The organism is Rhodoligotrophos sp. CJ14, assembly GCF_038811545.1.
In the GTDB taxonomy this organism is placed as follows: Bacteria; Pseudomonadota; Alphaproteobacteria; order Rhizobiales; family Im1; genus Rhodoligotrophos; species Rhodoligotrophos ferricapiens.
Genome location: NZ_CP133319.1, coordinates 3,998,339 through 4,019,819 on the forward strand (window position 1 = coordinate 3,998,339; position 21,481 = coordinate 4,019,819).

Consider the following 21,481-nt stretch of genomic DNA (forward strand, 5'->3'; position numbering starts at 1 on the left):
GAATTTGTTCTACGACGCCATCGCCAATAATCATGGCCTGCCGCATGACCCCTTCAAGGCTCTGGTGGTGCCGCGCCCGATCGGCTGGATCTCGAGCCTTGCCCCTTCCGGCGAGGTCAACCTTGCCCCTTACAGCTATTTCAACGCGGTGGGCAGCGATCCGCATTACGTGATGTTCTCCTCCGACGGCTATAAGCATTCCGTCTCCAACATCGAGGCGACCAAGGAGTTCGTCTGCAATCTCGCGACCTGGGATCTGCGCGAGCAGATGAACCTGACCTCAGCCCCGGTGCCGGCCGGTATCGATGAAATGCGCATCGCGGGTTTGACGCCGGCGCCATCCCGTCTTGTCCGTCCCCCGCGTGTGGCCGAAACACCGGTCGCGCTCGAATGCATTTACACCCAGACCGTCGAACTCCCGTCGCATGATCCCTCATCCCCCAATGTGGTTGTGATCGGCAAGGTGGTCGGCGTCCACATAGACGATGCCTTCATTCGCAATGGCCTGGTGGATTCGGCCGCTATGAAGCCCATCGCTCGCTGCGGCTATATGGATTATGCGGTGGTGACGGAAATGTTCTCGATGCGCCGGCCAAGTGCTGTCGATGCCGAAAGCCTTGCAGCGGTAAGCCCGAAGCCCGTGGCGGGCTGATCAGCGTCAGATCGCGATATTGTCGATGAGGCGCGTTCTACCCAACCGTGCTGCAACCAGCAGCCGGCGCGGGTTGGCGGGATCGGCGTTTGGCGCCAGCGTCTTCCCATTCCGCAACTCGAAATAATCGACCACAAAACCTGCTTCGCCAAGCATCGCCGAGGCCTTCGCAATCGCTTGGGCCACGTCTTCACCGGCGCGCACGGCGTCCGCCACGAACCGTAATTGCGCAGGAATGAGCGAGGCCGTCCGGCGTTCCTCCGCGCTGAGATAAGCATTGCGCGAAGACATGGCGAGACCATCCGCTTCCCGGACCGTCTCGCAGCCGATGATGCGGCAGGGGATATCGAGATCCCGCGCCATCTGCTTGACGACCAGGAGCTGCTGGTAATCTTTCTCGCCGAACAGTGCGACATCGCATTGCGACTGGATGAGCAGTTTGGCAACCACCGTGGCCACCCCGCCGAAGAAATGCGGCCGAAACCGGTCTTCAAGCCCTTGCACCGCGGGGCCGGCAACCGTGACCCCGGTGGCAAATCCCGGGCGGTACATTTCTTGGGGGCCGGGCACGAAAGCAAGGTCGGCTCCCGCCTGCCGCAGCTTTTCGATGTCGTCCGCCTCCTGACGAGGATAAGCGCCGAAATCCTCATTCGCCGCGAACTGCTTGGGGTTAACGAAGATCGAGGCCATCACGCGATCGGCTTGCCGCAAGCCCTCTTCCACCAAGGCCAGATGCCCGCGATGCAGGGCACCCATAGTGGGCACCAGCGCTACCGTTTCGCCAGCCTTGTGCCAGTCGCGCACATGCGCGCGCAGTTCGGAAATGGTGCGAACCACATGGACTTCCGTCATCACCAGCCTCATCTTGTTTGGTGGTGTTTTGGCGACATTGCCGCGCTTTGTCGATAGGCCAAACTCGAACGATGGTACTATCGCCAGAGACCTGCCAATAGTTGTATGGCGGACAGGACAGCTAAGATGAGCACGGGGTTAGGCATGGCGATCTCGGATCAGGCATTATCGTCCGATACGGCGCTGCGTGAGGCGATATCTGCTCGCCTCCTTGGCGACGAAACGGAGATCGTTCGCAGCCTGATAGAGATCGCGAGGCTCGATGATGCCGAGCGGCGCGAGGTCGAGACCCTGGCCCGCCAGCTGGTGCATGCGGTGCGCGCCGGGCGTCGCCAAGGCGGCGGCGTTGACGCCTTCATGCAGGAATATTCTCTGTCCAGCGAGGAGGGCGTGGTGCTGATGTGCCTCGCCGAAGCGCTGCTGCGCATTCCCGACGCCGCAACCCAGGACAAGCTCATCGCCGATAAGGTCGGCGGCCGCCAATGGAGCGAGCATCTCGGCCAGTCCGATAGCCTCTTCGTCAACGCCTCCACCTGGGGGCTGATGCTGACCGGCCGCGTCCTCGATATGCGCGGCGCCACGGACAATGCCTTCATGGGCATCGCTAAGCGCTTGGTGGCGCGATCCGGCGAGCCGGTGATCCGCCAGGCGCTGCGTCAGGCCATGCGCATCATGGGCAAGCAATTCGTGCTCGGCCGCACCATCGAGGAGGCGCTCGAGCTTTCCGAGCCTCAGGAGAAAGTCGGCTATCGCTTCTCTTACGATATGCTGGGCGAGGCGGCGATGACCGGCCATGATGCTCAGCGCTACTTCAAATCCTATATGGACGCGCTGGATGCCGTGGCCCGCCATGCGGGGCCCCTCAAGCCTGATCAGCGTGTGTTCGAGCGCCCCTCGATCTCCGTGAAGCTTTCGGCCTTGCACCCGCGCTATGAGCCCAAGCAGGAGGCGCGGGTGATGGACGAGCTGCTGCCGCGCGTACTCGAACTCTGCCGGCGCGCCCGCGACCGCGACATCGGTATCACCATCGATGCAGAGGAGGCCTTCCGGCTCGATCTATCGCTCAAGCTCTTCGAGCAGCTCGCCGCGAGCCAGGCTCTCGCGCGCTGGGATGGTTTGGGCCTCGCGGTCCAGGCCTATGGCAAGCGAGCCTATCCCGTCCTGCAATGGCTGGGCGCCCTGGGCGAGCGCACCAGCCGCCGCATTCCGATCCGCCTCGTCAAGGGCGCTTACTGGGATACCGAGATCAAGCGGGCGCAGGAGGCGGGGCTCGACGGCTATCCCGTCTTCACGCGCAAGCCGAACACCGATGTCTCCTATCTCGCTTGTGCGCGCTACATGCTCACGCAGACCCGGTCGATCTACCCGCAATTTGCCACCCACAACGCACACACGGTGGCAGCCATCACCGTGATGGCCAAGCAGGACCAGGATTTTGAGTTCCAGCGCCTGCACGGCATGGGGCAGGCTCTTTATGACGAAGTGGTCGGCGGCAATAAGCTCAATCGTCCCTGTCGCATCTATGCGCCGGTAGGCACGCATGAGGATCTGCTGGCCTATCTCGTGCGCCGGCTGCTGGAGAATGGCGCGAACACATCCTTTGTGCATCGCCTGGCCAATGACGAGGCGCCGATTCGCGACATCATCGCCGATCCCGTGGAGGAGGTGAGCCACCTCAAGTCCATTCCGCATCCGTCCATTCCACTGCCGCGCGATATCTTCAAGCCCCGCGCGAATGCGCGGGGCTTTCCCTTATGGGATGATCCGACCCGAGCGTCCTTCGTCGAGAAGATGCTCGCGGCCACCGCAACCCCGGTCGATGCGGCGCCCCTCATCCGCGGCGTGATCGGCAGAGGAGCGCCGCGCAACGTGACCTCCCCCCAGGATCGGCGCACTACAGTCGGCACGGTCATCGAGGCGGATGCAGCGGCGGTCGATGCCGCCTTGGCCGCGGCCACCAATGCCGCTTCAGCTTGGGATAGCCGGGGCGGTACGGAACGCGCGGCTATTCTCGAGCGGGCGGCTGACCTTTACGAGGCCAATGTGCACAAGCTCGTTGGCCTCATGGTGAAGGAAGCGGGCAAGACCTTGGAGAATGCGTTGGCCGACCATCGCGAGGCGGTTGATTTCCTGCGCTATTACGCCAGCGAAGCCCGCGCCAAGTTCTCAGGCGGCGTGCTTCTGCCGGGCCCCACGGGCGAGCGCAACGAACTGTGGTTGCACGGCCGCGGCGTTTTCGCCTGTATCAGCCCGTGGAACTTCCCGCTGGCCATTTTCACAGGTCAGGTGGCGGCAGCTCTTGCCGCCGGCAATGCTGTCGTCGCCAAGCCGGCCGAGCAGACGCCCCTGGTCGCCTTCGAGGCGGTCAAGCTGCTGCACCGCGCCGGCGTTCCGACAGATGTCCTCCACTATCTGCCTGGAGGAGGGGGGGAAGTTGGCGGCAGGCTCACCGCAGACCCGCGGGTCAATGGCATCGCCTTTACCGGCTCCAACGAGACCGCCGCGATCATCAATCGTGCCCTGGCCGCCAGAGAGGGCCCCATCGTGCCGTTGATCGCCGAGACCGGTGGTCTCAACGCCATGATCGTCGATTCGACCGCTCTGCCCGAACAGGCCGTGCGCGACGTGGTTCTCTCTGCTTTCGACAGCGCCGGCCAGCGCTGTTCCGCAGCCCGCCTGCTCTTCGTGCAACGCGATATCGCCGGCCGGCTATTGCCCATGCTGAAAGGGGCGGTCGAGGAGCTCTCGGTGGGTGATCCCGCCCGCTATTCGACCGATGTCGGCCCCGTGATTGATGAGGATGCGGCGAAGGTCCTCAATGATCACAAGCAGCGCATGAGCCGCGAGGCCAAGACCTTGATCGATCTGCCCCTGCCGCCTGAGGCCAGGCAGGGCACCTTCGTCTCGCCGGCGGTCTATGAGATCAGCGACATGTCCGCCCTGGAGCGCGAGGTCTTTGGCCCCATTCTGCATGTGGTTCAGTTCGATGGCGATAAGCTCGACCAGCTCTGCGAGAAGATCAACCGTTCCGGCTATGGTCTCACCCTGGGCCTCCACACGCGCATCGAGACCACGGCAGAGGAGGTGAGCCGCCGGGTGAAGGTGGGCAATGTCTATGTGAACCGCAATCAGATCGGCGCGGTGGTCGGCGCGCAGCCTTTCGGCGGTGAGGGGCTCTCAGGAACCGGTCCGAAAGCGGGCGGCCCGCATTACCTCTATCGTTTCGCGACCGAACGGGTGATCTCGACCGATACGACCGCATCTGGTGGTAATGCCAGCCTGTTCTCCATGGTGGGCGAGGACTAGCATCTTCGAGCGAAGTGGATACCGGTTCGCGTGAAGAAATTGCGATACGGCTCTTTGCCCTGAGAATTACGGCGTCATGTAATCCTGGGCTTGGCTCGTCACCTGCACGTCGATGCTGTCGGGCGTGTAGCTCACCACATAGGTGTCATAGACGATCGTGGCGACATCGCCGAAATCGCCCGGCGCTCGGGCCAGCACCTGGTCGCCCCAGGCCAGGTTTACCTTCTTGCTCCGGTAGACATATTTCTGCACCCGCAGCGAGCAGGTATTTGCGGCATCGCATGTGAAGCCATGACTGGTGAAGAACGGCGCGCTATAGGGCACGCCCTCCGCTTCGCGCAGATCCGCCAGCGCGAATCGCATCGAACGCCGCTTGTCGGCATCGGTCCCGATCAGATGGCGCTCGAACACCTTTTCGCGGAGATAGGGATCATAACCGCCCTCGAAGGCGGTATAGGTGGTTTCCGTGCACCCCGTAAGCACAGCGGCAGTCGCCATGGCGAAAACCGCCAGGGCCGCCAAACGCCCGTTCAGCATGTCGTTCCCCATCTCTCGTCTTGCGTCAGCCGCCCGTGACAGGCGGAAAAAACGCAACCTCTCTCGCACCTGCAATCGGCGCATCCAATGCGACCATCGACTGATCGATAGCCGCCCGGACCACGCGCAAATCCCCGAAGGCGTGACCATAAGTTTCGTCTTTTTCAGTCAACCATGCAATGGCATCTGCGACGGTCTTCACCTCAGGAGGAAATGAAATCTCTTCCTGCGCCTTGCCCACCCGCTCGCGAATCCATGCGAAATAGAGGACTTTCACGGTCTTTCATCCTCCATGACATGATCAAGACCGGCTTTCAGATAGTCATAGCCGGTATACAGCGTGAGCAGGGCCGAGAGCCACAGCCCGAAGAGACCCAGAGCCGTCGTGAACGGAAAGACTTTGTCAGCGGCATCCCCGGCCGTAAGCAGGGCGATCGCCACCATCTGCAAGGTCGTCTTCCATTTGGCGAGCCGGGTGACCGGCACCGACACGCGGAGTTCCGCGAGATATTCCCGCAAGCCCGAAACCAGGACCTCCCGCAGCAGGATGATCACGGCAGCGACCACATGCACGCCCTCGATGGTGCGCACGGTGGTGAGCATAAGCAGCACCGCCGCCACCAGCAGCTTGTCCGCGATTGGATCGAGCATGCGGCCGAGCGATGATTGCTGCGACCACAGCCGCGCGAGATATCCATCGAAGAAGTCCGACACCGCCGCGAGAATGAACAGGGCCAGGGCTGCCCAGCGGGCGCCGTCCCCATCGATGAAGAAGCACCCCACGATCAGCGGCACGGCTGCGATACGTCCGAATGTCAGGAAATTCGGGAAATTGAGGATCTGTTCGCGCCGGCCCACAGCCGCTGGTGATTTGCTCGTCATGCGATGGCGTCAACTTGCAACCGGTTAACTTCGACTTTCGTGAAAATAATCATAAATGGTTCGGGCCAGCGCAGTGCTGACACCGGCGACTGCCGCAAGATCTGCGACACTGGCGCGCGCAACCGAACGAGCCGACCCGAAGGCGCGCAGCAAAGCACGTTTTCGCTCCGGGCCGATACCAGGAATTTCGTCCAGCGGATTGACCCCCATCGCCTTCTTGCGGCGGGCGCGGTGGCTGCCGATGGCGAAACGGTGCGCTTCATCTCTGAGACGCTGAACGTAGTAGAGCACAGGATCCCGGGCCTCCAGCATGAATGGCGGGCGGCCATCCATATGGAAATGGTCACGCCCCGCATCGCGATCCGGTCCTTTTGCGACGCCGACCACGGCCACACCGTTAACCCCGAGCTCCTTGAGCACGCCGAGCGCCGCCGAAAGCTGGCCTTGGCCACCATCGATCAGCACGAGGTCCGGCCAGGCCGGCAGGTCATCGGGATCGCCCGTCGCGTCCGCCTCCTCGGCATCCCCCTCATCGAGGGGGCCTTCCACATCGAGCGCCGCCGATTCTTTCATCAGACGGCTGAAGCGCCGGGTCAGCACTTCGCGCATCATCGCATAATCGTCACCCGCCGCATCGGCCGAGCGGATGTTGAACTTGCGATACTCCTTTTTGATGAAGCCTTCACGACCGGCCACCACCATCGCGCCGACCGGCGATGCTCCTTGAATGTGACTATTGTCGTAGATTTCGATCCGGCGTGGCGGCTCATCCATGCCGAATGCCCGGGCGACACCCTCGAGCAGCCGGTTTTGCGAGCTGCTCTCTGCAAGCTTCCGGCCCAGCGCTTCGCGGGCATTGCTGGCCGCATGGGCGACGAGCTCGCGTTTCTCGCCGCGCTTGGGAACCGTGATCGAGACCCGGTGTTCCGCCCGGGTGCTGAGCGCTGTCTCCACCAGCTCCCGGGAAGGGACCTCGTCACTCAGCAGGATCAGCCGCGGGCAGGGCTTGTCGTCATAGAATTGCACGAGGAACGTCTCGAGCACTTCAGCCGGCTCGACGCTCTTGTCAGTTTTGAGGAAATAGGCGCGATTGCCCCAGTTCTGGGCTGACCGGAAGAAAAACACCTGGATGCAGGTCTGCCCGCCCTCCTGGAACATGCCGAACACATCGGCCTGTTCCACCGACTGCGGATTGATGCCTTGATGCGCAGTGACATGCGAGAGGGCTGCGATCCGGTCGCGGTAACGCGCCGCCTGTTCGAAATCGAGCCGTTCCGATGCCTGCTCCATGGCCCGCGCCAAATCCTGCTTCACGTTTTGGCTGCGCCCGGACAGGAACGCGATCGCATCCTGGACCAGCACGTCATAATCGGCGGCATCGATATAGTTCGTGCAAGGCGCGCTGCAGCGTTTGATCTGATAGAGCAGGCAAGGCCTGGTGCGGTTCTCGAACACGGAATCCGAGCAGGAGCGCAGAAGAAAGGCCTTCTCGAGAGCATTGATCGTCCGGTTCACCGCGCCCGCTGAGGCAAAGGGGCCGAAATAGCTGCCTTTGCGGGTGCGCGCGCCACGATGCTTGGTGATCTGCGCAACCGCATGATCCCGGGCGATGAGAATATAAGGAAACGATTTGTCGTCCCGCAGCACCACGTTATATCGCGGCTTGTGCGTCTTGATGAGATTGGCTTCGAGCAGCAGCGCCTCGGCTTCGGTCGCCGTGGTGATAAGCTCCATGCTCGTCGTCAGCGAGATCATGGTGGCGATTCTGTTGGTGTGGCCACCAAGCCGGGTATAGTTCTGCAGCCGCGCCTTGAGGCTGCGGGCCTTGCCCACATAGAGGAGCTGCCCGTCCGCGTCGAACATGCGATAGACACCCGGCCGGGTCGGCGCGGTCTTGACCACCGCGCGAATGACCTCAGGCCCGGAAAGCGAAGCGGTCTCGCCGGGAATGTCGGTCTCTGTCAGGCTATGAGGCAATTCACTATTCATCGAATGGATCAGAGATCAATTAGACGCTTGCAGAGGATTGGTCGACACCTCTCTTCGAATCTGTGCTTCCAATATGGCGAGCCATACGCCAAGCGCAAACCTTGCCGTGAGAAAGGACACCCAAGCGTGACCTGTCCCACATACGGGCGGCATTGCATCGCGGGGGCATAGCCGGTATAAGCGCCGCATTCGCGTAAGGTCGGGCGCCGTTCACCCCTGGAGGAAGCCCCGTGCGCGTGTCGGGAGGCCACCTTTGCGTGGCCTCGTTTTGTTATGGACGTTCAGGAGAAATCTCATGGCGCAGACACATTCTCTGACTGCCGTCGTGCGTGATCGGGCCGGCAAGGGGGCCGCTCGTGCCGTACGTCGTCAGGGGCTCGTACCTGGTGTGATCTATGGCGGCAAGCAGGAGCCGCAGCTGGTCTCTCTCATCTACAAGGATCTCATGAAGGAAGTCGAGACGGGCCGTTTCCTCTCGACCATCTACGACCTTCAGGTCGATGGCCAGACCGTTCAGGTTCTGCCGCGCGATGTCCAGTTCGAGCCAGTGCGCGACTTTCTGATCCATGTGGATTTCCTCCGCATCGCCAAGGACTCGCACGTCACCGTGAGCGTGCCGGTGGTCTTTATCAATGACGAGAGCGCGCCCGGCATCAAGCGCGGTGGTGTGCTGAATATCGTTCGCCACGAGATCGAGCTCGATTGCCCCGCCGACAATATTCCTGAGGAAATCACTATCGATCTCACCGGTGCGGATATCGGCGATTCCATTCACATTTCCGCTGTGAAGCTGCCGGCCGGTGCCAAGCCGACCATCACGGACCGCGACTTCACCATCGCCACCATCGCCGTGCCTGCTGCTGGTGTCGAAGAGGCCGCTCCCGCTGAAGGCGGCGAAGAGGAAGCCTCCTAAGGCTCGGCATATCGGGAGAGGCTTGGACGCCGATGATGATCATCGTCGGATTGGGCAATCCAGGCCCGAAATATGCGAATAACCGGCATAATATCGGCTTCATGGCGGTGGATGCGATCCATCGCCGCCATGGCCGGTTCACCCCATGGCGCGCGCGCTTCCAGGGCGAGCTCTCCGAGGGTGAGCTTGGGGGCGAGCGGGTTCTGCTCCTGAAGCCCCTGACTTACATGAACGAGTCGGGCCGGTCGGTGGGTGAGCTCCTGCGTTTCTACAAGGCCGAGCCCACCGACGTGATCGTGTTCTATGACGAGCTCGATCTCGCGCCGGGCAAGGTCAGAATCAAGCTCGGTGGCGGGGCTGCCGGCCATAATGGCATCAGATCACTGATCGCCCATATCGGGCCGCACTTCACCCGTATCCGCCTGGGCATCGGTCATCCCGGTCACAAGGATTTGGTTCTCGGTCATGTGCTTGGCGATTTCGCGAAGGCGGATGCGGCCTGGCTGGATCCGCTGATGGACGCGGTTGCGGACAATGCAGCCCTGCTCGTGACCGACAAGCCGGAAACCTTTCAAAACCGAATTCACGCTGCACTGAAGCCTGCTACCCCGAAGCCGCAGACGGCAGGGAAGGCGCAAGGCCAGGTGTCGGCAAGCACATCTGAAAAGGACTGAGCCTATGGGGTTCCGCTGTGGCATCGTCGGTCTTCCCAATGTCGGGAAATCGACGCTCTTCAATGCCTTGACCCAGACCGCAGCGGCACAGGCGGCCAACTATCCCTTTTGCACCATCGAGCCGAATGTAGGCGATGTGGCGGTTCCTGATCCGCGCCTTGACACTCTTGCCCGTATTGCCGGCTCTCGCGAGATCATCCCCACCCGGCTCACCTTCGTGGATATTGCAGGCCTGGTGCGTGGCGCCTCCAAGGGGGAGGGCCTGGGCAACCAGTTCCTGGCCAATATCCGTGAAGTTGATGCGATCGCCCATGTTCTGCGCTGCTTCGTGGATGACGATGTCACCCACGTCGAGGGCAAGGTTGACCCTCTGCGCGATGCCGAGATCGTCGAGACTGAGCTCATGCTGGCGGACCTCGAGAGCCTGGAGCGTCGCCGCATCGCCATCGAGAAGAAAGCCAAGTCCGGCGATAAGGAAGCCAAGGCCAGCCTGGAGCTGATCGACAAGGCGCTTATGCTGCTGCGCGAGGGAAAGCCCGCCCGTTTCGCTGAGGTGGCCCCTGACCAAATAACCGCGTGGAAGGGCTTGGGCCTCATCACCACCAAGCCTGTGCTCTATGTCTGCAACGTGGAGGAGGCCTCTGCAGGCACCGGCAATGCCTATTCCGAGCAGGTCTTCGAGAAGGCGCACGCCGAAGGAGCAGGGGCGGTGGTCATTTCCGCCCAGATCGAGGCGGAGCTTGCCCAGCTCGACACTATTGAGCGCCAGGACTATCTCTCGGAGCTCAATCTCGAGGAACCGGGCCTCAACCGCCTGATCCGCGAGGGCTACAGGCTGCTACAGCTCATCACTTATTTCACTGTTGGCCCGAAGGAGGCGCGGGCCTGGACCATTCGCCAGGCGACTACCGCGCCTAAGGCGGCTGGCGTTATTCACACGGACTTCGAAAAAGGCTTCATTCGCGCCGAAACCATTGCCTATGAAGACTATGTCGCCTTCAATGGCGAGACGGGGGCGAAGGAAGCCGGCCGCATGCGGCTTGAGGGCAAGGACTATATCGTGCGTGATGGCGACGTCATGCATTTCCGCTTTGCAACTTGAGGCTGGAGCGCGCGAACCGGGCTGAGAGGATCGATGCCGGAACTCTATTTCGAGGATTTCACCGTTGGCCGGGTGTTCACCTCGCCCGTCTATGAGCTAACCGCGGACGCGATCAAGGAATACGCGCGCGAATTCGACTGGCTCCCCTTCCACACCGATGAGGCCGCGGCAGAGGCAAGCCTGCTTGGGGGCCTCTGTGCCAGCGGGTGGCATGCCAGCAGCCTCGTCATGCGGCTCATTGCCGAGAGCTATATCAACCGCGCCGCCGGCATGGGGTCCTTTGGTCTCGATGAATGCCGCTGGATAAAGCCGCTCCGGCCAGGGCCTTACCAGCTGCGCAGCGAGGTGCTTGAGGCGCGGGTCTCGGCCAAACGCCCGGAAATGGGCATCACCAAGATGCTTTGGCAGCTCCACGATCCTGCAGGCGTGATCTTCGTCGAGATGCGTGGCGCTAACCTGTTCAAGACCCGAGCCTCTGAGAGTGCCCATGTTCGTTGAATTCTACGAGGACATGCAGCTGGGCGAAGAGGTTCTCGTCGGCAGCTATCGCTTCACCGAAGAGAACATTGTCCGCTTTGCCCGCTGGTTCGACCCGCAGCCTTTCCACCTGTCGGAGGAGGGGGGACGGAACTCCATTTTTGGCCACCTCTGTGCCTCTGGCTGGCAGACAGCATCCGCATGGATGTATTGCAACCTCACCTATCAGGAGGCCTTCCGCGCCACGCACCAGCCGCGGCGCGGCCGCTGGCCGGAGCTGGGGCCGTCTCCAGGCTTCGAGGACCTTCGTTGGCCCAAGCCCGTCTATGTCGGTGACGAGGTGACCTACAGCGCCACGCTGCTTGCCAAGCGGCCACTGGCCTCGCGCCCGGGCTGGGGCATGGTGACCGTGCATATTGTCGGCCGCAAGCAGACGGGCGAGGAAGTCATTTCGATCAAGTGCAAGGTGCTGGTCGAGATGTTCGGCGCCACTGAAGCGCAGTCCGCGCAGTAACGCAGCCTGCTCCGAAACAACCCTATAAATGCGCGGAAGGCGAGTTGGAGCGCGTTTTCGAACGAAAACGCTCTTACTCTTAGCCTCGCCGCTCCGGAAACAGCGACAGGAGACCTTCCGTGCTTGCCGGGCAGAGACCACGCTCCGTGATGAGGCCGGTGACGAGCCGGGCTGGAGTGACATCGAACGCGTAATTTGCTGCAGGGCTGCCGGGCGCTGCAATCTCGACGGTTATGATGTCCCCTTGAGCGCTCCGTCCGGTCATATGGGTGACCTCCGTCGGCGATCTCTGCTCGATAGGAATTTCGGCCACACCGTCTTTGATGGTCCAGTCGATGGTAGAGGAGGGCAGCGCCACGTAGAACGGAATGTTATTGTCCCGTGCGGCGAGCGCCTTGAGATACGTACCGATCTTGTTGGCCACGTCCCCCTGGGCCGTGGTTCGGTCCGTACCGACGATGCACAGGTCGACTTGGCCATGTTGCATGAGATGTCCGCCGCTATTGTCCGCGATGATCGTATGCGGGACCCCATGCTGGCCGAGCTCCCAGGCCGTGAGTGCGGCCCCCTGATTGCGCGGCCGCGTCTCATCCACCCAGACATGGACCGGAATCTCGGCCTCATGCGCCATATAGATCGGTGCAAGCGCGGTGCCCCAATCGACTGTCGCGATCCAACCCGCATTGCAATGGGTGAGAATGTTGACGGTCTGTCCGGCTTTCTCCTTGGCGATCTCCTGGATCAGCGCAAGGCCGTGCTTGCCGATGCAGCGGTTCGTTTCGACGTCTTCATCGCAGATCTCTGCTGCTTTGGCGAAGGCTGCGGCTGCCCGCGCCTCTCGCGGCCGATTGCGAATGGCAGCGAGCATCTCATCGATCGCCCAGTTGAGATTAATGGCGGTGGGGCGGGTGCGCCGCAGCCGGGCAGCGGCTGCTTCGAGGGCTTCATCGGATGCATCGACCTTGAGCGCGAGCGCAATTCCATAGGCAGCCGTCGCACCGATCAGCGGTGCCCCGCGCACCTGCATGGTTTCGATCGCTGTGGCGGCATCCTCCAGGCTTTCGAGCGCAACGACGACGAAGGCGTGTGGCAGCCGTGTCTGATCGATGATCTTGACCGACTGACCGCCGTTTCCCTCGCACCAGATCGAGCGGTAATGGGCGCCGTTGACCTTCATGGCTCTATTCGCCCTCGAATGCCACGAGAGAATGGACTTTCAGCCCGCGCGCCATGATCTTCTCTGCACCCCCGAGGAAGGGCAGGTCGATCACGAACGCCGCAGCCACCACCTCGCCGGCCGATTCCTCGAGAAGCTCGATTGCGGCATTGGCCGTTCCCCCGGTGGCGATCAAGTCGTCGACGAGCAGAATGCGATCGCCTTTGCCCACCGCATCCGCATGGATCTCCACCGTGTCGACACCGTACTCGAGCTGATATTCCTTGCCGATGGTCTTCCAGGGCAGCTTGCCCTTCTTGCGGATCGGAATGAAGCCCACCCCAAGCTCGCGTGCGACGGCTCCGCCCAGAATGAACCCGCGCGCCTCGATCCCTGCGACAAAGTCGATCTGTTCACCAATAAATGGCCAGATGAGCTCATCGATGGTGGCACGCAGACCGCGCGCATTGGCAAACAGCGTCGTCACGTCGCGGAAGATGATGCCGGGCTTGGGATAGTCCGGGATCGAACGGATCAGGCTCTTGATGTCCGTGTTGCTGCGGACGTTCATCGGGCGGGCTTCCTTTCGCGGTTAAGGTCCAGCGCGTTCAGGTCTTGCGAACCGACGTTTCCTTAACAGAAACGGCACAATCTTTCGACTATGGGATGAGCGTCTTTTCGCATCCGTGAAACGATGGATAACGCAAGCATTACCGGAGCCATTCCCATGACCGATCAGCGCGAAGTGGTTGTCACCGATATCCGCATGCCCTTTTGGTCAATGGTGCGGTTCCTGGTGAAGCTTGCCATCGCCTCGATCCCCGCCTTCGTGATCCTGTGGCTGGTGAGCATGCTCCTGCTGCTCCTGTTCGGCGTGACCAGCTTTGCCTGGATCCCCTTTACGTTCCACTGGGGCACTGGCAGCGTCGGTCCCGGCATCGGGGCCTGATGCGGCAGCGGTTCTCGGCGGGAGCGTGCTCTTTTATGTTGCACGGCTCGTCGCCCTTATAAAAACAATTTAAGATTGTACGCAGGTGCGTGTTCGTCATTGGAGCCACGCATGCCCCTGTCATTGAGCCGCGTGAAAACAGCGCTGAAGAATTGGTCGATGTATTCGAGCCTCGTCCCGGAGCATGAGGTGCAGGCGGGGGCCAGCGCCTCTGTCTCCAAGATCTATGGGCCGACTGTTCACGTAAATCCAGCGACGGTCAGCGCTTACAACGCTGAAATTGAACACACCATGGACCATTTTGCGGGTCTGGTCAGCCAGGGCGTACATCGCCATCCGGCGCGCCTCGAGGAGGCCATCGATCAGGAGGCAAACCGCCTCTATACGTTCATGGAGGAGACGGACAGATCTCTCGGGGATGGATCGGTCGCGCAGCACAGGCCGGCTCTGCTGCCAAGAGCCGAGTGGGTGCCAATGGCCAAGCAAGAGCTTTCCGCCTTGGTCTCGCATTTCGAGCGCGCCGGCTCTCTTTCGCAGGAGGATGCCTCCACCCAAACGCGGGAAGAAAACGCCCGACACCCATCGGCCTCTGCCGCAGCATTCACTGCCAAACACGCGGTCGAAGGCATTTCTGCCTCCACCGATCCAGTGGCGCTCCTGACGAAAATGGCGATCATCATGTCCGGTGTCAGCTCAGCGCCCAGCCATGATGCGCATCCCGAGGACTCTGCAATGCACGCCTCTCCCTTCATTGTGAACTGAGTGGCGGCTAAAGGGGTGGTTCTTGGATCTCCCGGAGCTCGCCATGAGCCGCCCAGTCAGCATGATGCCCATTGGCGGATCCAATCTCGGGCGAGTCGCCAACATACTGGTGCGTATTGCGGAAGATCCCCGACAAGAAGCTCCAGACCCTGTTCAGGATGCTTGGGCTTTCTGTGTAGTCCTCGGTCATCTCCACCCCGCGGTCAGCCCGGCACGCTCTTGCAGATCGGCTCCCAACTGAATGCGAAAGCCATGACCTTGGGTGATGTGGGGACCCGTCGTGAGCAGCCGGTGCGTCTTATCCCGTATGATCCGGCAGATCATCCGATGTCATGCGCAAAATAAGACGCCGGCGCGGCATTCCTGCGGAACGGTCGTTCAGCTTACGAGACTGTCTACGAACGAGCGGGAGAGCTCTTCAGAACCCGGCCGGCAACCGCGTCGAGCTTGGCCACGAGCGCTGGATCCCGGGCATCCGGCGCCGTGATAATGGCATGCTCGAGCGCCCGATCGGAACCGATCGGACAGGGCTCGTGCTCACGCGGGAGCATCTGCGCCAGACGAATGACGAGCCGGCGCGCCTTCTCGCTATTTTCGGTCATCACTTTGATGATTTGCGTGATGTCGACCACCCCATGGTCTGGGTGCCAGGAATCGAAATCCGTAACCATCGCAACCGACGAGTAGCAAATCTCGGCCTCACGCGCGAGTTTAGCCTCCGGCATATTCGTCATGCCGATGACATCGCAACCCCATTCCCTATAGAGCTTGGATTCGGCCAGCGTGGAAAATTGCGGGCCCTCGATCGCGAGATAGGTGCCCCCTGTATGATGTGGAATGCTCTCGGCACGCGCTGCCGCTGCGACGCGCTCAACCAGCTTCGGGCTTACCGGCTCCGCCAAGGAGACATGCGCCACGCAGCCCGCACCGAAGAAGCTCTTCGGCCGCGCAAAGGTCCGGTCGATGAACTGGTCGACCAGCACGAATGTGCCGGGGGCCATATGCTCGCGGAACGACCCGCACGCCGATACCGAGACGAGATCGGTCACGCCAGCGCGCTTCATGACATCGATATTGGCGCGATAATTGATGTCGCTCGGTGACAGGCGATGGCCTTTGCCGTGACGCGGCAGGAACACCACCGTCAGCCCGTCGATATCGCCAATGGTCAAGCGGTCCGATGGCTCGCCCCAGGGGCTGGCGATCTTTTCCTGGCGGGCATGGGTCAGCGGCAGGTCATAGAAGCCGCTGCCGCCGATGATGCCGAGAACAGCTTTGGTCATGAAGCGCAGTCCTTATTCAGCGGATCCGTCGGACCGATCGGATGCCAATGAGCACCCTGACTTACCCACAAAAAATCCCCTCCGGAAGGGGGAGGGGATTTTTCAGATCGATGATCGCACGAAGCAGGGGTCAATGTTGCCCGATACGCGACCAGATCCTCTGCTTGGTGAGATAAAGCAGCACGCTCAGAATGGCGATGTAGATCAGCACCTGGAAGCCGAGCTCCTTGCGCTGCTCCATCTTCGGCTCTGCCGCCCATGCGAGGAAGGTTGAGACGTCCCTCGCCATCTGATCGACGGTTGCCTCCGTACCATCCTGATAGGTGACTTGGCCGTCATTGAGCGGCTTCGGCATGCCGATCCACGGTCCGGCTGCGAAATAGGGATTATAGGCCTTCCCCGCAGGGCCGCTGGCAGCGACGTCTGCCGGTGGATCCTCGTAACCCGTCAGCACCGAATAGACATATTGCGGCCCGCCAATCCCGTAGACGAGCTGGTTGAAGGTACCAAACCAGCCCGGCCGTGCCTTGGTGATCAGGGACAGATCAGGCGGCAGCGCGCCCCCATTCGCGGCCCGCGCCGCATTTGGATTGGGATAGGGGCTCGGGAAATGATCGGATGGCAGACCGGGCCGTTCGAACATTTCGCCGTCTTCGTTGGGACCAGCCTGGATCTGATACCCGGCTGCGATCGCTTTCACCTGCTCCTCGGGAAATTCCGGGCCACCTGGTTCGCCGAGATTGCGGAAATAGAGCAAATGCATGCTGTGGCAGGCGGAGCAGACCTCCTTATAGACCTGGTAGCCCCGCTGCAGCTGCGCCCGGTCGAAGGTGCCGAACGGACCCTCGAACGAGAAGGAGATATCCTTCGCCTCGTGCTGCCCTTCGGCGGCCAGTGCCGGAGAGGCCAGCGCAAGGCCAAGGCCGACCGAGATGGCTGCCAGCAGGCTGCGTGCTCTTTTTGTCGTGACTGTCTGAGACATGGGCTTGCTTTCGACCATCGCTTACTCGGCGGGTTGCGGTTGCGTCTGCCCGGCCTTCTTGCCGCCAAGAACTGCTTCCGAGATGCTCGAGGGCAGGGGCTTGGGCGTCTCGATCAGGCCGATCACCGGCAGGATGACCAGGAAGTGCAGGAAGTAATAGATCGTACCGATCTGGCCGATGGTGACCCAGATACCCTCCGGTGGCCTGGAGCCCACATAGCCCAGCAGGATGCAGTCGATGACGAGCAGCCAGAAGAACTGCCGGTAGATCGGCCGATAGTTGCTGGACCGCACCTTCGAAGTGTCGAGCCAGGGCACGAAGAACAGCACGACGATCGCGCCGAACATCGCGACGACGCCGAGGAGCTTGTCCGGGATCGACCGCAGGATCGCATAGAAGGGCAGGAAGTACCATTCCGGAACGATATGCGCCGGCGTCTTCAGCGGATCCGCCATCTCATAGTTCACCGCATGCCCGAGATAATTGGGCAGGTAGAACACGAACAGCGCGAAGACGAACAGGAACACCATGATCGCGAAGGCATCTTTCATGGTGTAGTACGGATGGAACGGCACCGTGTCCTGGCTCGACTTCACCGCGACCCCGGTCGGGTTGTTGTTACCGGGCACATGCAGCGCCCAGATATGCAGGGCGACAAGGCCGGCCAGCACGAAGGGCAGGAGATAGTGCAGGGCGAAGAACCGCTGCAGCGTGGGATTGTCCACGGTGAAGCCGCCCCACAGCCAGGTGACGATCGCATCCCCGAAGAAGGGAATGGCGCTGAACAGGTTGGTGATGACCTTCGCGCCCCAGAAGCTCATCTGCCCCCAAGGCAGCACATAGCCCATGAACGCGGTCGCCATCATGACGAGATAGATGATGACGCCGATGATCCACAGAACCTCGCGCGGGGCCTTGTAGGATCCGTAATAGAGGCCGCGGAAAATGTGGATGTAGACGGCGATGAAGAAGAAGGAGGCGCCGTTGGCGTGCATGTAGCGGATCAGCCAGCCATAATTCACGTCGCGCATGATGTGCTCGACGCTGTCGAAGGCCAGCCGCGTATCCGGCGTGTAATGCATGACCAGCGTGATGCCGGTGATGATCTGAATGGCCAGAAACACCGTCAGAATGCCGCCGAAGGTCCAGAAGTAATTCAGGTTCCGCGGGGTTGGGAAAGCGAGAGCCTGGTCATGGGCGAGCCGGACGATCGGCAAACGCTGATCGAGCCATTTCTCGATGCCGGATTTCGGCTCATAGGTGGAAGGTCCGCCGCTCATCGGAGCTAATCTCCTTAGCCGATCGTCACTTTAGTGTCGCTGGTGTATGTATAGGGTGGAATATGCAGGTTCTGCGGTGCCGGACCTTTCCGAATGCGACCCGCCGAATCATAATGCGAGCCGTGGCACGGGCAGAACCAGCCGTCGAAATCACCCGCTTGTCCGATCGGCACACAGCCGAGATGTGTGCACACCCCGATCTGGATCAGATACTGCTCCTTGCCGTTGATGACGCGGTTTTCGTCGGTGGCCGGTGCATCGTCGGGCAGGTTGGCATTGCGGGCAACCGGATCAGGCAATTGATCGACGGGAACCGCTTTGGCCTCCTCGATCTCCTTCGCCGTCCGATGGCGCACGAATACGGGGTTGCCGCGCCAGGTGATGGTGATGCTCTGGCCTTCCTGCAGCTGAGACAGGTCCACCTCGGTGGAAGCCAGCGCCAGCACCGATCTGTCCGGGTTCATTTGATCGATAAGCGGCCAAGCCACTCCGGCTACGCCGACAGCGGCGAAGGCGCCCGTGGCGATGTAAAGGAAGTCGCGCCGTGTCGGCTCTTGGGTTTCGCTTGCGGCAACCACTGAATTCAACCCCTTTAAGTTACCGGTCCAGGACGGTCCGGCAATGATATCGGGCAGGCAAAAACCTACAAAGGCGGAATCTCAACTTCCGGTGCGGCACAGCGCCCGGTCGCGAAGATACCTCCTCCTGTCTTCGAGGGAGTCTAGAATCCTTCTCAGACAGGACGTCTTTTCGCATCGTGATCTGGGAATGTCCAGTCATGGCGCCGCCCGGCAAAGTGTCGCATAAGGATGCCACATTCTTGTGCTTCGAGCAGCGCCGAACCATGGTCGATATCGCCCTCTATCAGCCTGATATTCCGCAGAATACCGGCACGCTGCTGCGGCTCGGCGCCTGCCTCGGCGTGCCTGTGCACATCATCGAGCCCGCGGCCTTCACCTGGAGCGAGCGGGGCTTGCGCCGTGCGGGGCTTGATTATCTCGACCGGGTGCCGCTCACCCGCCATGCCTCTTTCGACCATTTTCTTGAATGGAGCGCTCACCGGAGGCTCATCCTGCTCACCACCAAGGCAAGCGATGATTACCTGGATGTGGCCTACGCGCCCGACGACATCTTGCTCCTCGGCCGCGAGAGCGCCGGCGTGCCTGAAACGGTCCACGCCCGCGCCGATCTGCGCGTGACGATCTCCATGCAGCCGGGCTTCCGCTCCCTCAATGTCGCTATGGCCTGCGCCATGGTGCTCGGCGAGGCCCTGCGCCAGACACGGACCCAGGGCCTCTCTTCCATTGCGGTCGGACCTGTCATTTAGGCATCGGCGAGAAAGCCGCCCGACTGGCGCTGCCAAAGCTGTGCATAAAGCCCGCCATCGCGGATGAGCGCCTCGTGCGTGCCTTGCTCGACGATATGCCCGCGATCCAGCACGATCAGCCGGTCCATCTTCGAAATCGTCGAGAGTCTGTGGGCGATCGCGATCACCGTCTTGCCGTCCATCAGCTGATAAAGCTGCTCCTGGATCTCGGCCTCGACCTCCGAATCGAGCGCCGAAGTCGCCTCGTCCAGAACCAGGATGGGCGCATCCTTGAGGATCGCACGAGCGATGGCGATCCGCTGCCGCTGTCCGCCCGAGAGCTTCACCCCCCGCTCACCCACATGCGCAGCATAACCCTGCCGGCCGCGCGGATCCTCGAGCTTCAGGATAAAGTCGTGCGCGGCCGCCAGCTTGGCCGCCCGCTCGATCTCAGCAATATTGGTCTCCGGCCGCCCATAGGCGATGTTGTCGGCGACCGACCGATGAAGGAGCGAGGTATCTTGCGAGACGACGCCGATCGCCGCGCGTAAGCTCTCCTGCGAAACCATCGCGATATCCTGGCCATCGATCAGGATGCGGCCGGACTCCACGTCGTGAAACCGCAGCAGCAGGCTCACGATGGTGGACTTGCCCGCACCGGAGCGCCCGATCAGGCCGACACGCTCGCCGGGCTGCACCGTGAAGGAGAGATCATCGATGATCCCGCCCTCCTTCCCATAATGGAAGCCAACATGCTCGAACCGGATCTCGCCTTGTGAGACGATGAGCTCTCGTGCATTCGGCGCGTCATTGATCTCATAGGGCCTGGAGATGGTCTCCATACCTTCCTCGACCCGGCCGAGATTTTCGAACAGTCCGGTGATCTCCGACATGATCCAGCCGGACATATTGGTCATGCGCACCGCAAGTCCGGTGGCGAAGGCGATCGCGCCGACACTGATGGCCTGCCCGTGCCACAGCCACAGTGAAACGCCGGCAGTTCCCGCGATCAGCAGGCTGTTGATCACGGTGAGCGAGAAGTTCATCGCGGTGAGCCCGCGCATCATCACGTAGAACTTGTCGGTCGTTTCTCTGACGGCCTCCTGGAAATACGCATCCTCCCGGCTCGCATGGGCGAACAGCTTAACCGTCATGATATTGGAGTAGCTGTCGACGATGCGTCCGACCATCATCGAGGTCGCCTCCGACGTGGCTGTCGCCCGTCTCTTGGCCTTTGGCACGAAGTGGCACAGAATGAACACATAAGCACAGAGCCAGATGAGGATCGGCGCAGCCAGCCGCGGATCCGCCTGGGCGAACAGCAGGACCGCGCTGCCAACATAGATCGCCGAATACCACACCGCATCCACCAGGCTCGTCACGCTTTCGCGCAGAGCTGGTCCCGTTTGAATGATCTTATTGGCGATCCGGCCGGCAAAGTCATTCTGGAAGAACGACACCGATTGGCGCAGCACATAACGATAGGCTTGCCAGCGGATCAGGCCGCCGAAATTGGGCTCGATCGCCTGATGCAGCAGCAACAGGTGAAATCCCTGAACCACCGGCCGTGCCACGATGATGACCAGCGCCATCCATAGGAGCTCGCGGCCGTGATCAGCCATCAGGCGATCCGGCGTGGTGGCCCGCAGGATGTCGATGATCCGGCCGATATAGTCGAGGATGCTGACCTCGACGATGGCCACGGCAAACCCGACCACGAGTATGGCCACGAGTGGCCAGCCGCATTGCCTTGCATAATGCCAGGTGAAGGCGAGGAGCCGGTCTGGAGGGCGGCCAATATCGACCGGACGAAAGGGATCAATGGAACGTTCAAAATAGCGAAACACGGGAAAGCTCCGGATAT

Annotated in this window: 22 protein-coding genes; 10 read left to right on the forward strand and 12 right to left on the reverse strand. The window is 61.5% G+C overall.

The annotated features are described in order from the left end of the window. Positions 1-4 precede the first annotated feature (4 nt). Positions 5-652, forward strand: a complete 648-nt coding sequence (locus RCF49_RS18630; RefSeq protein WP_342641285.1) for a flavin reductase family protein — start codon at positions 5-7, stop codon at positions 650-652. A 6-nt stretch (positions 653-658) separates the two neighbouring features. Here RCF49_RS18630 and panC read toward each other — a convergent pair whose 3' ends face one another. Further along, entirely contained in the window at positions 659-1,504 is an 846-nt protein-coding gene (gene panC, locus RCF49_RS18635; RefSeq protein ID WP_342641286.1) for a pantoate--beta-alanine ligase, read from the reverse strand. A 126-nt stretch (positions 1,505-1,630) separates the two neighbouring features. Here panC and putA point away from each other — a divergent pair, with 126 nt between their 5' ends. Continuing rightward, positions 1,631-4,810, forward strand: a complete 3,180-nt coding sequence (gene putA / locus RCF49_RS18640; protein ID WP_342641287.1) for a bifunctional proline dehydrogenase/L-glutamate gamma-semialdehyde dehydrogenase PutA — start codon at positions 1,631-1,633, stop codon at positions 4,808-4,810. A 66-nt stretch (positions 4,811-4,876) separates the two neighbouring features. Here the strand turns inward: putA and RCF49_RS18645 are convergent, their stop codons facing one another. From RCF49_RS18645 to uvrC, 4 genes are read right to left on the reverse strand one after another with little or no spacing between them, the layout of a single operon-like run. Next, positions 4,877-5,347, reverse strand: a complete 471-nt coding sequence (locus RCF49_RS18645) for a hypothetical protein (RefSeq protein ID WP_342641288.1) — start codon at positions 5,345-5,347, stop codon at positions 4,877-4,879. Positions 5,348-5,372: 25 nt separating this feature from the next. Further along, positions 5,373-5,624, reverse strand: a complete 252-nt coding sequence (moaD, locus tag RCF49_RS18650; protein ID WP_342641289.1) for a molybdopterin converting factor subunit 1 — start codon at positions 5,622-5,624, stop codon at positions 5,373-5,375. Further along, on the reverse strand, positions 5,621-6,229 hold the full coding sequence (gene pgsA / locus RCF49_RS18655; RefSeq protein ID WP_342641290.1) for a CDP-diacylglycerol--glycerol-3-phosphate 3-phosphatidyltransferase: 609 nt from the start codon (positions 6,227-6,229) through the stop codon (positions 5,621-5,623). Before pgsA ends, moaD begins: the two co-directional genes overlap by 4 nt. Before the next feature lie 24 nt (positions 6,230-6,253). Then, positions 6,254-8,218, reverse strand: a complete 1,965-nt coding sequence (uvrC, locus tag RCF49_RS18660) for an excinuclease ABC subunit UvrC (protein ID WP_342641291.1) — start codon at positions 8,216-8,218, stop codon at positions 6,254-6,256. Between the two features lie 295 nt (positions 8,219-8,513). Here uvrC and RCF49_RS18665 point away from each other — a divergent pair, with 295 nt between their 5' ends. Genes RCF49_RS18665 through RCF49_RS18685 form a run of 5 tightly spaced genes read left to right on the forward strand, consistent with a single transcriptional unit; the run spans position 8,514 to position 11,898 of the window. Further along, positions 8,514-9,131, forward strand: a complete 618-nt coding sequence (locus RCF49_RS18665; RefSeq protein WP_342641292.1) for a 50S ribosomal protein L25/general stress protein Ctc — start codon at positions 8,514-8,516, stop codon at positions 9,129-9,131. A gap of 32 nt (positions 9,132-9,163) precedes the next feature. Beyond that, positions 9,164-9,805: an aminoacyl-tRNA hydrolase gene (gene pth, locus RCF49_RS18670; RefSeq protein ID WP_342641293.1), complete on the forward strand. Its 642-nt coding sequence runs from the start codon at positions 9,164-9,166 to the stop codon at positions 9,803-9,805. A gap of 4 nt (positions 9,806-9,809) precedes the next feature. Beyond that, positions 9,810-10,907 carry a redox-regulated ATPase YchF gene (gene ychF, locus RCF49_RS18675; RefSeq protein ID WP_342641294.1) on the forward strand — a complete coding sequence of 366 codons (1,098 nt, stop codon included), beginning with the start codon at positions 9,810-9,812 and terminating at the stop codon, positions 10,905-10,907. Positions 10,908-10,940: 33 nt separating this feature from the next. Continuing rightward, a complete protein-coding gene (locus tag RCF49_RS18680; RefSeq protein WP_342641295.1) occupies positions 10,941-11,405 on the forward strand; it encodes a MaoC family dehydratase in 465 nt (154 codons plus the stop codon). Then, positions 11,395-11,898, forward strand: coding sequence for a MaoC family dehydratase (locus RCF49_RS18685; RefSeq protein ID WP_342641296.1), 504 nt, complete (start codon positions 11,395-11,397; stop codon positions 11,896-11,898). Before RCF49_RS18680 ends, RCF49_RS18685 begins: the two co-directional genes overlap by 11 nt. A gap of 79 nt (positions 11,899-11,977) precedes the next feature. On the opposite strand, the gene mtnA is transcribed toward RCF49_RS18685, so the two are convergent. Next, a complete protein-coding gene (mtnA, locus tag RCF49_RS18690; protein ID WP_342641297.1) occupies positions 11,978-13,075 on the reverse strand; it encodes an S-methyl-5-thioribose-1-phosphate isomerase in 1,098 nt (365 codons plus the stop codon). A 4-nt stretch (positions 13,076-13,079) separates the two neighbouring features. Continuing rightward, complete coding sequence (locus RCF49_RS18695; protein ID WP_342641298.1) at positions 13,080-13,625, reverse strand: adenine phosphoribosyltransferase; 546 nt, start codon at positions 13,623-13,625, stop codon at positions 13,080-13,082. Positions 13,626-13,781: 156 nt separating this feature from the next. On the opposite strand from RCF49_RS18695, the gene RCF49_RS18700 reads away from it, so the two are divergent. Continuing rightward, positions 13,782-14,003: a hypothetical protein gene (locus RCF49_RS18700; protein WP_342641299.1), complete on the forward strand. Its 222-nt coding sequence runs from the start codon at positions 13,782-13,784 to the stop codon at positions 14,001-14,003. A gap of 111 nt (positions 14,004-14,114) precedes the next feature. Next, positions 14,115-14,765 carry a hypothetical protein gene (locus RCF49_RS18705; protein ID WP_342641300.1) on the forward strand — a complete coding sequence of 217 codons (651 nt, stop codon included), beginning with the start codon at positions 14,115-14,117 and terminating at the stop codon, positions 14,763-14,765. A gap of 395 nt (positions 14,766-15,160) precedes the next feature. Here the strand turns inward: RCF49_RS18705 and RCF49_RS18710 are convergent, their stop codons facing one another. From RCF49_RS18710 to petA, 4 genes are all read right to left on the reverse strand, one after another. Next, positions 15,161-16,048, reverse strand: coding sequence for an S-methyl-5'-thioadenosine phosphorylase (locus tag RCF49_RS18710; protein ID WP_342641301.1), 888 nt, complete (start codon positions 16,046-16,048; stop codon positions 15,161-15,163). 130 nt (positions 16,049-16,178) lie between these two features. After that, complete coding sequence (locus tag RCF49_RS18715) at positions 16,179-17,030, reverse strand: cytochrome c1 (protein ID WP_342641302.1); 852 nt, start codon at positions 17,028-17,030, stop codon at positions 16,179-16,181. A gap of 21 nt (positions 17,031-17,051) precedes the next feature. Then, complete coding sequence (locus RCF49_RS18720) at positions 17,052-18,311, reverse strand: cytochrome b (RefSeq protein ID WP_342641303.1); 1,260 nt, start codon at positions 18,309-18,311, stop codon at positions 17,052-17,054. A 14-nt stretch (positions 18,312-18,325) separates the two neighbouring features. Continuing rightward, on the reverse strand, positions 18,326-18,889 hold the full coding sequence (gene petA, locus RCF49_RS18725) for a ubiquinol-cytochrome c reductase iron-sulfur subunit (protein ID WP_432807324.1): 564 nt from the start codon (positions 18,887-18,889) through the stop codon (positions 18,326-18,328). A 266-nt stretch (positions 18,890-19,155) separates the two neighbouring features. Between petA and RCF49_RS18730 the strand changes: the two genes are divergently transcribed. Beyond that, on the forward strand, positions 19,156-19,638 hold the full coding sequence (locus RCF49_RS18730) for a tRNA (cytidine(34)-2'-O)-methyltransferase (protein WP_342644238.1): 483 nt from the start codon (positions 19,156-19,158) through the stop codon (positions 19,636-19,638). On the opposite strand, the gene RCF49_RS18735 is transcribed toward RCF49_RS18730, so the two are convergent. After that, a complete protein-coding gene (locus RCF49_RS18735) occupies positions 19,635-21,464 on the reverse strand; it encodes an ABC transporter ATP-binding protein (RefSeq protein WP_342641305.1) in 1,830 nt (609 codons plus the stop codon). The two genes, RCF49_RS18730 and RCF49_RS18735, sit on opposite strands and share 4 nt — an antisense overlap. Positions 21,465-21,481 lie beyond the last annotated feature (17 nt).

What these genes read in the sequence shown, in the direction of transcription:
- panC (WP_342641286.1), bottom strand. Translation starts at nt 1,504, where the DNA reads ATGACGGAAGTCCATGTGGTTCGCACCATTTCCGAACTGCGCGCGCAT.
- putA (WP_342641287.1), top strand. Translation starts at nt 1,631, where the DNA reads ATGAGCACGGGGTTAGGCATGGCGATCTCGGATCAGGCATTATCGTCC.
- RCF49_RS18645 (WP_342641288.1), bottom strand. Translation starts at nt 5,347, where the DNA reads ATGCTGAACGGGCGTTTGGCGGCCCTGGCGGTTTTCGCCATGGCGACT.
- pgsA (WP_342641290.1), bottom strand. Translation starts at nt 6,229, where the DNA reads ATGACGAGCAAATCACCAGCGGCTGTGGGCCGGCGCGAACAGATCCTC.
- uvrC (WP_342641291.1), bottom strand. Translation starts at nt 8,218, where the DNA reads ATGAATAGTGAATTGCCTCATAGCCTGACAGAGACCGACATTCCCGGC.
- RCF49_RS18665 (WP_342641292.1), top strand. Translation starts at nt 8,514, where the DNA reads ATGGCGCAGACACATTCTCTGACTGCCGTCGTGCGTGATCGGGCCGGC.
- pth (WP_342641293.1), top strand. Translation starts at nt 9,164, where the DNA reads ATGATGATCATCGTCGGATTGGGCAATCCAGGCCCGAAATATGCGAAT.
- ychF (WP_342641294.1), top strand. Translation starts at nt 9,810, where the DNA reads ATGGGGTTCCGCTGTGGCATCGTCGGTCTTCCCAATGTCGGGAAATCG.
- RCF49_RS18680 (WP_342641295.1), top strand. Translation starts at nt 10,941, where the DNA reads ATGCCGGAACTCTATTTCGAGGATTTCACCGTTGGCCGGGTGTTCACC.
- RCF49_RS18685 (WP_342641296.1), top strand. Translation starts at nt 11,395, where the DNA reads ATGTTCGTTGAATTCTACGAGGACATGCAGCTGGGCGAAGAGGTTCTC.
- mtnA (WP_342641297.1), bottom strand. Translation starts at nt 13,075, where the DNA reads ATGAAGGTCAACGGCGCCCATTACCGCTCGATCTGGTGCGAGGGAAAC.
- RCF49_RS18695 (WP_342641298.1), bottom strand. Translation starts at nt 13,625, where the DNA reads ATGAACGTCCGCAGCAACACGGACATCAAGAGCCTGATCCGTTCGATC.
- RCF49_RS18700 (WP_342641299.1), top strand. Translation starts at nt 13,782, where the DNA reads ATGACCGATCAGCGCGAAGTGGTTGTCACCGATATCCGCATGCCCTTT.
- RCF49_RS18705 (WP_342641300.1), top strand. Translation starts at nt 14,115, where the DNA reads ATGCCCCTGTCATTGAGCCGCGTGAAAACAGCGCTGAAGAATTGGTCG.
- RCF49_RS18710 (WP_342641301.1), bottom strand. Translation starts at nt 16,048, where the DNA reads ATGACCAAAGCTGTTCTCGGCATCATCGGCGGCAGCGGCTTCTATGAC.
- RCF49_RS18715 (WP_342641302.1), bottom strand. Translation starts at nt 17,030, where the DNA reads ATGTCTCAGACAGTCACGACAAAAAGAGCACGCAGCCTGCTGGCAGCC.
- RCF49_RS18720 (WP_342641303.1), bottom strand. Translation starts at nt 18,311, where the DNA reads ATGAGCGGCGGACCTTCCACCTATGAGCCGAAATCCGGCATCGAGAAA.
- RCF49_RS18730 (WP_342644238.1), top strand. Translation starts at nt 19,156, where the DNA reads ATGGTCGATATCGCCCTCTATCAGCCTGATATTCCGCAGAATACCGGC.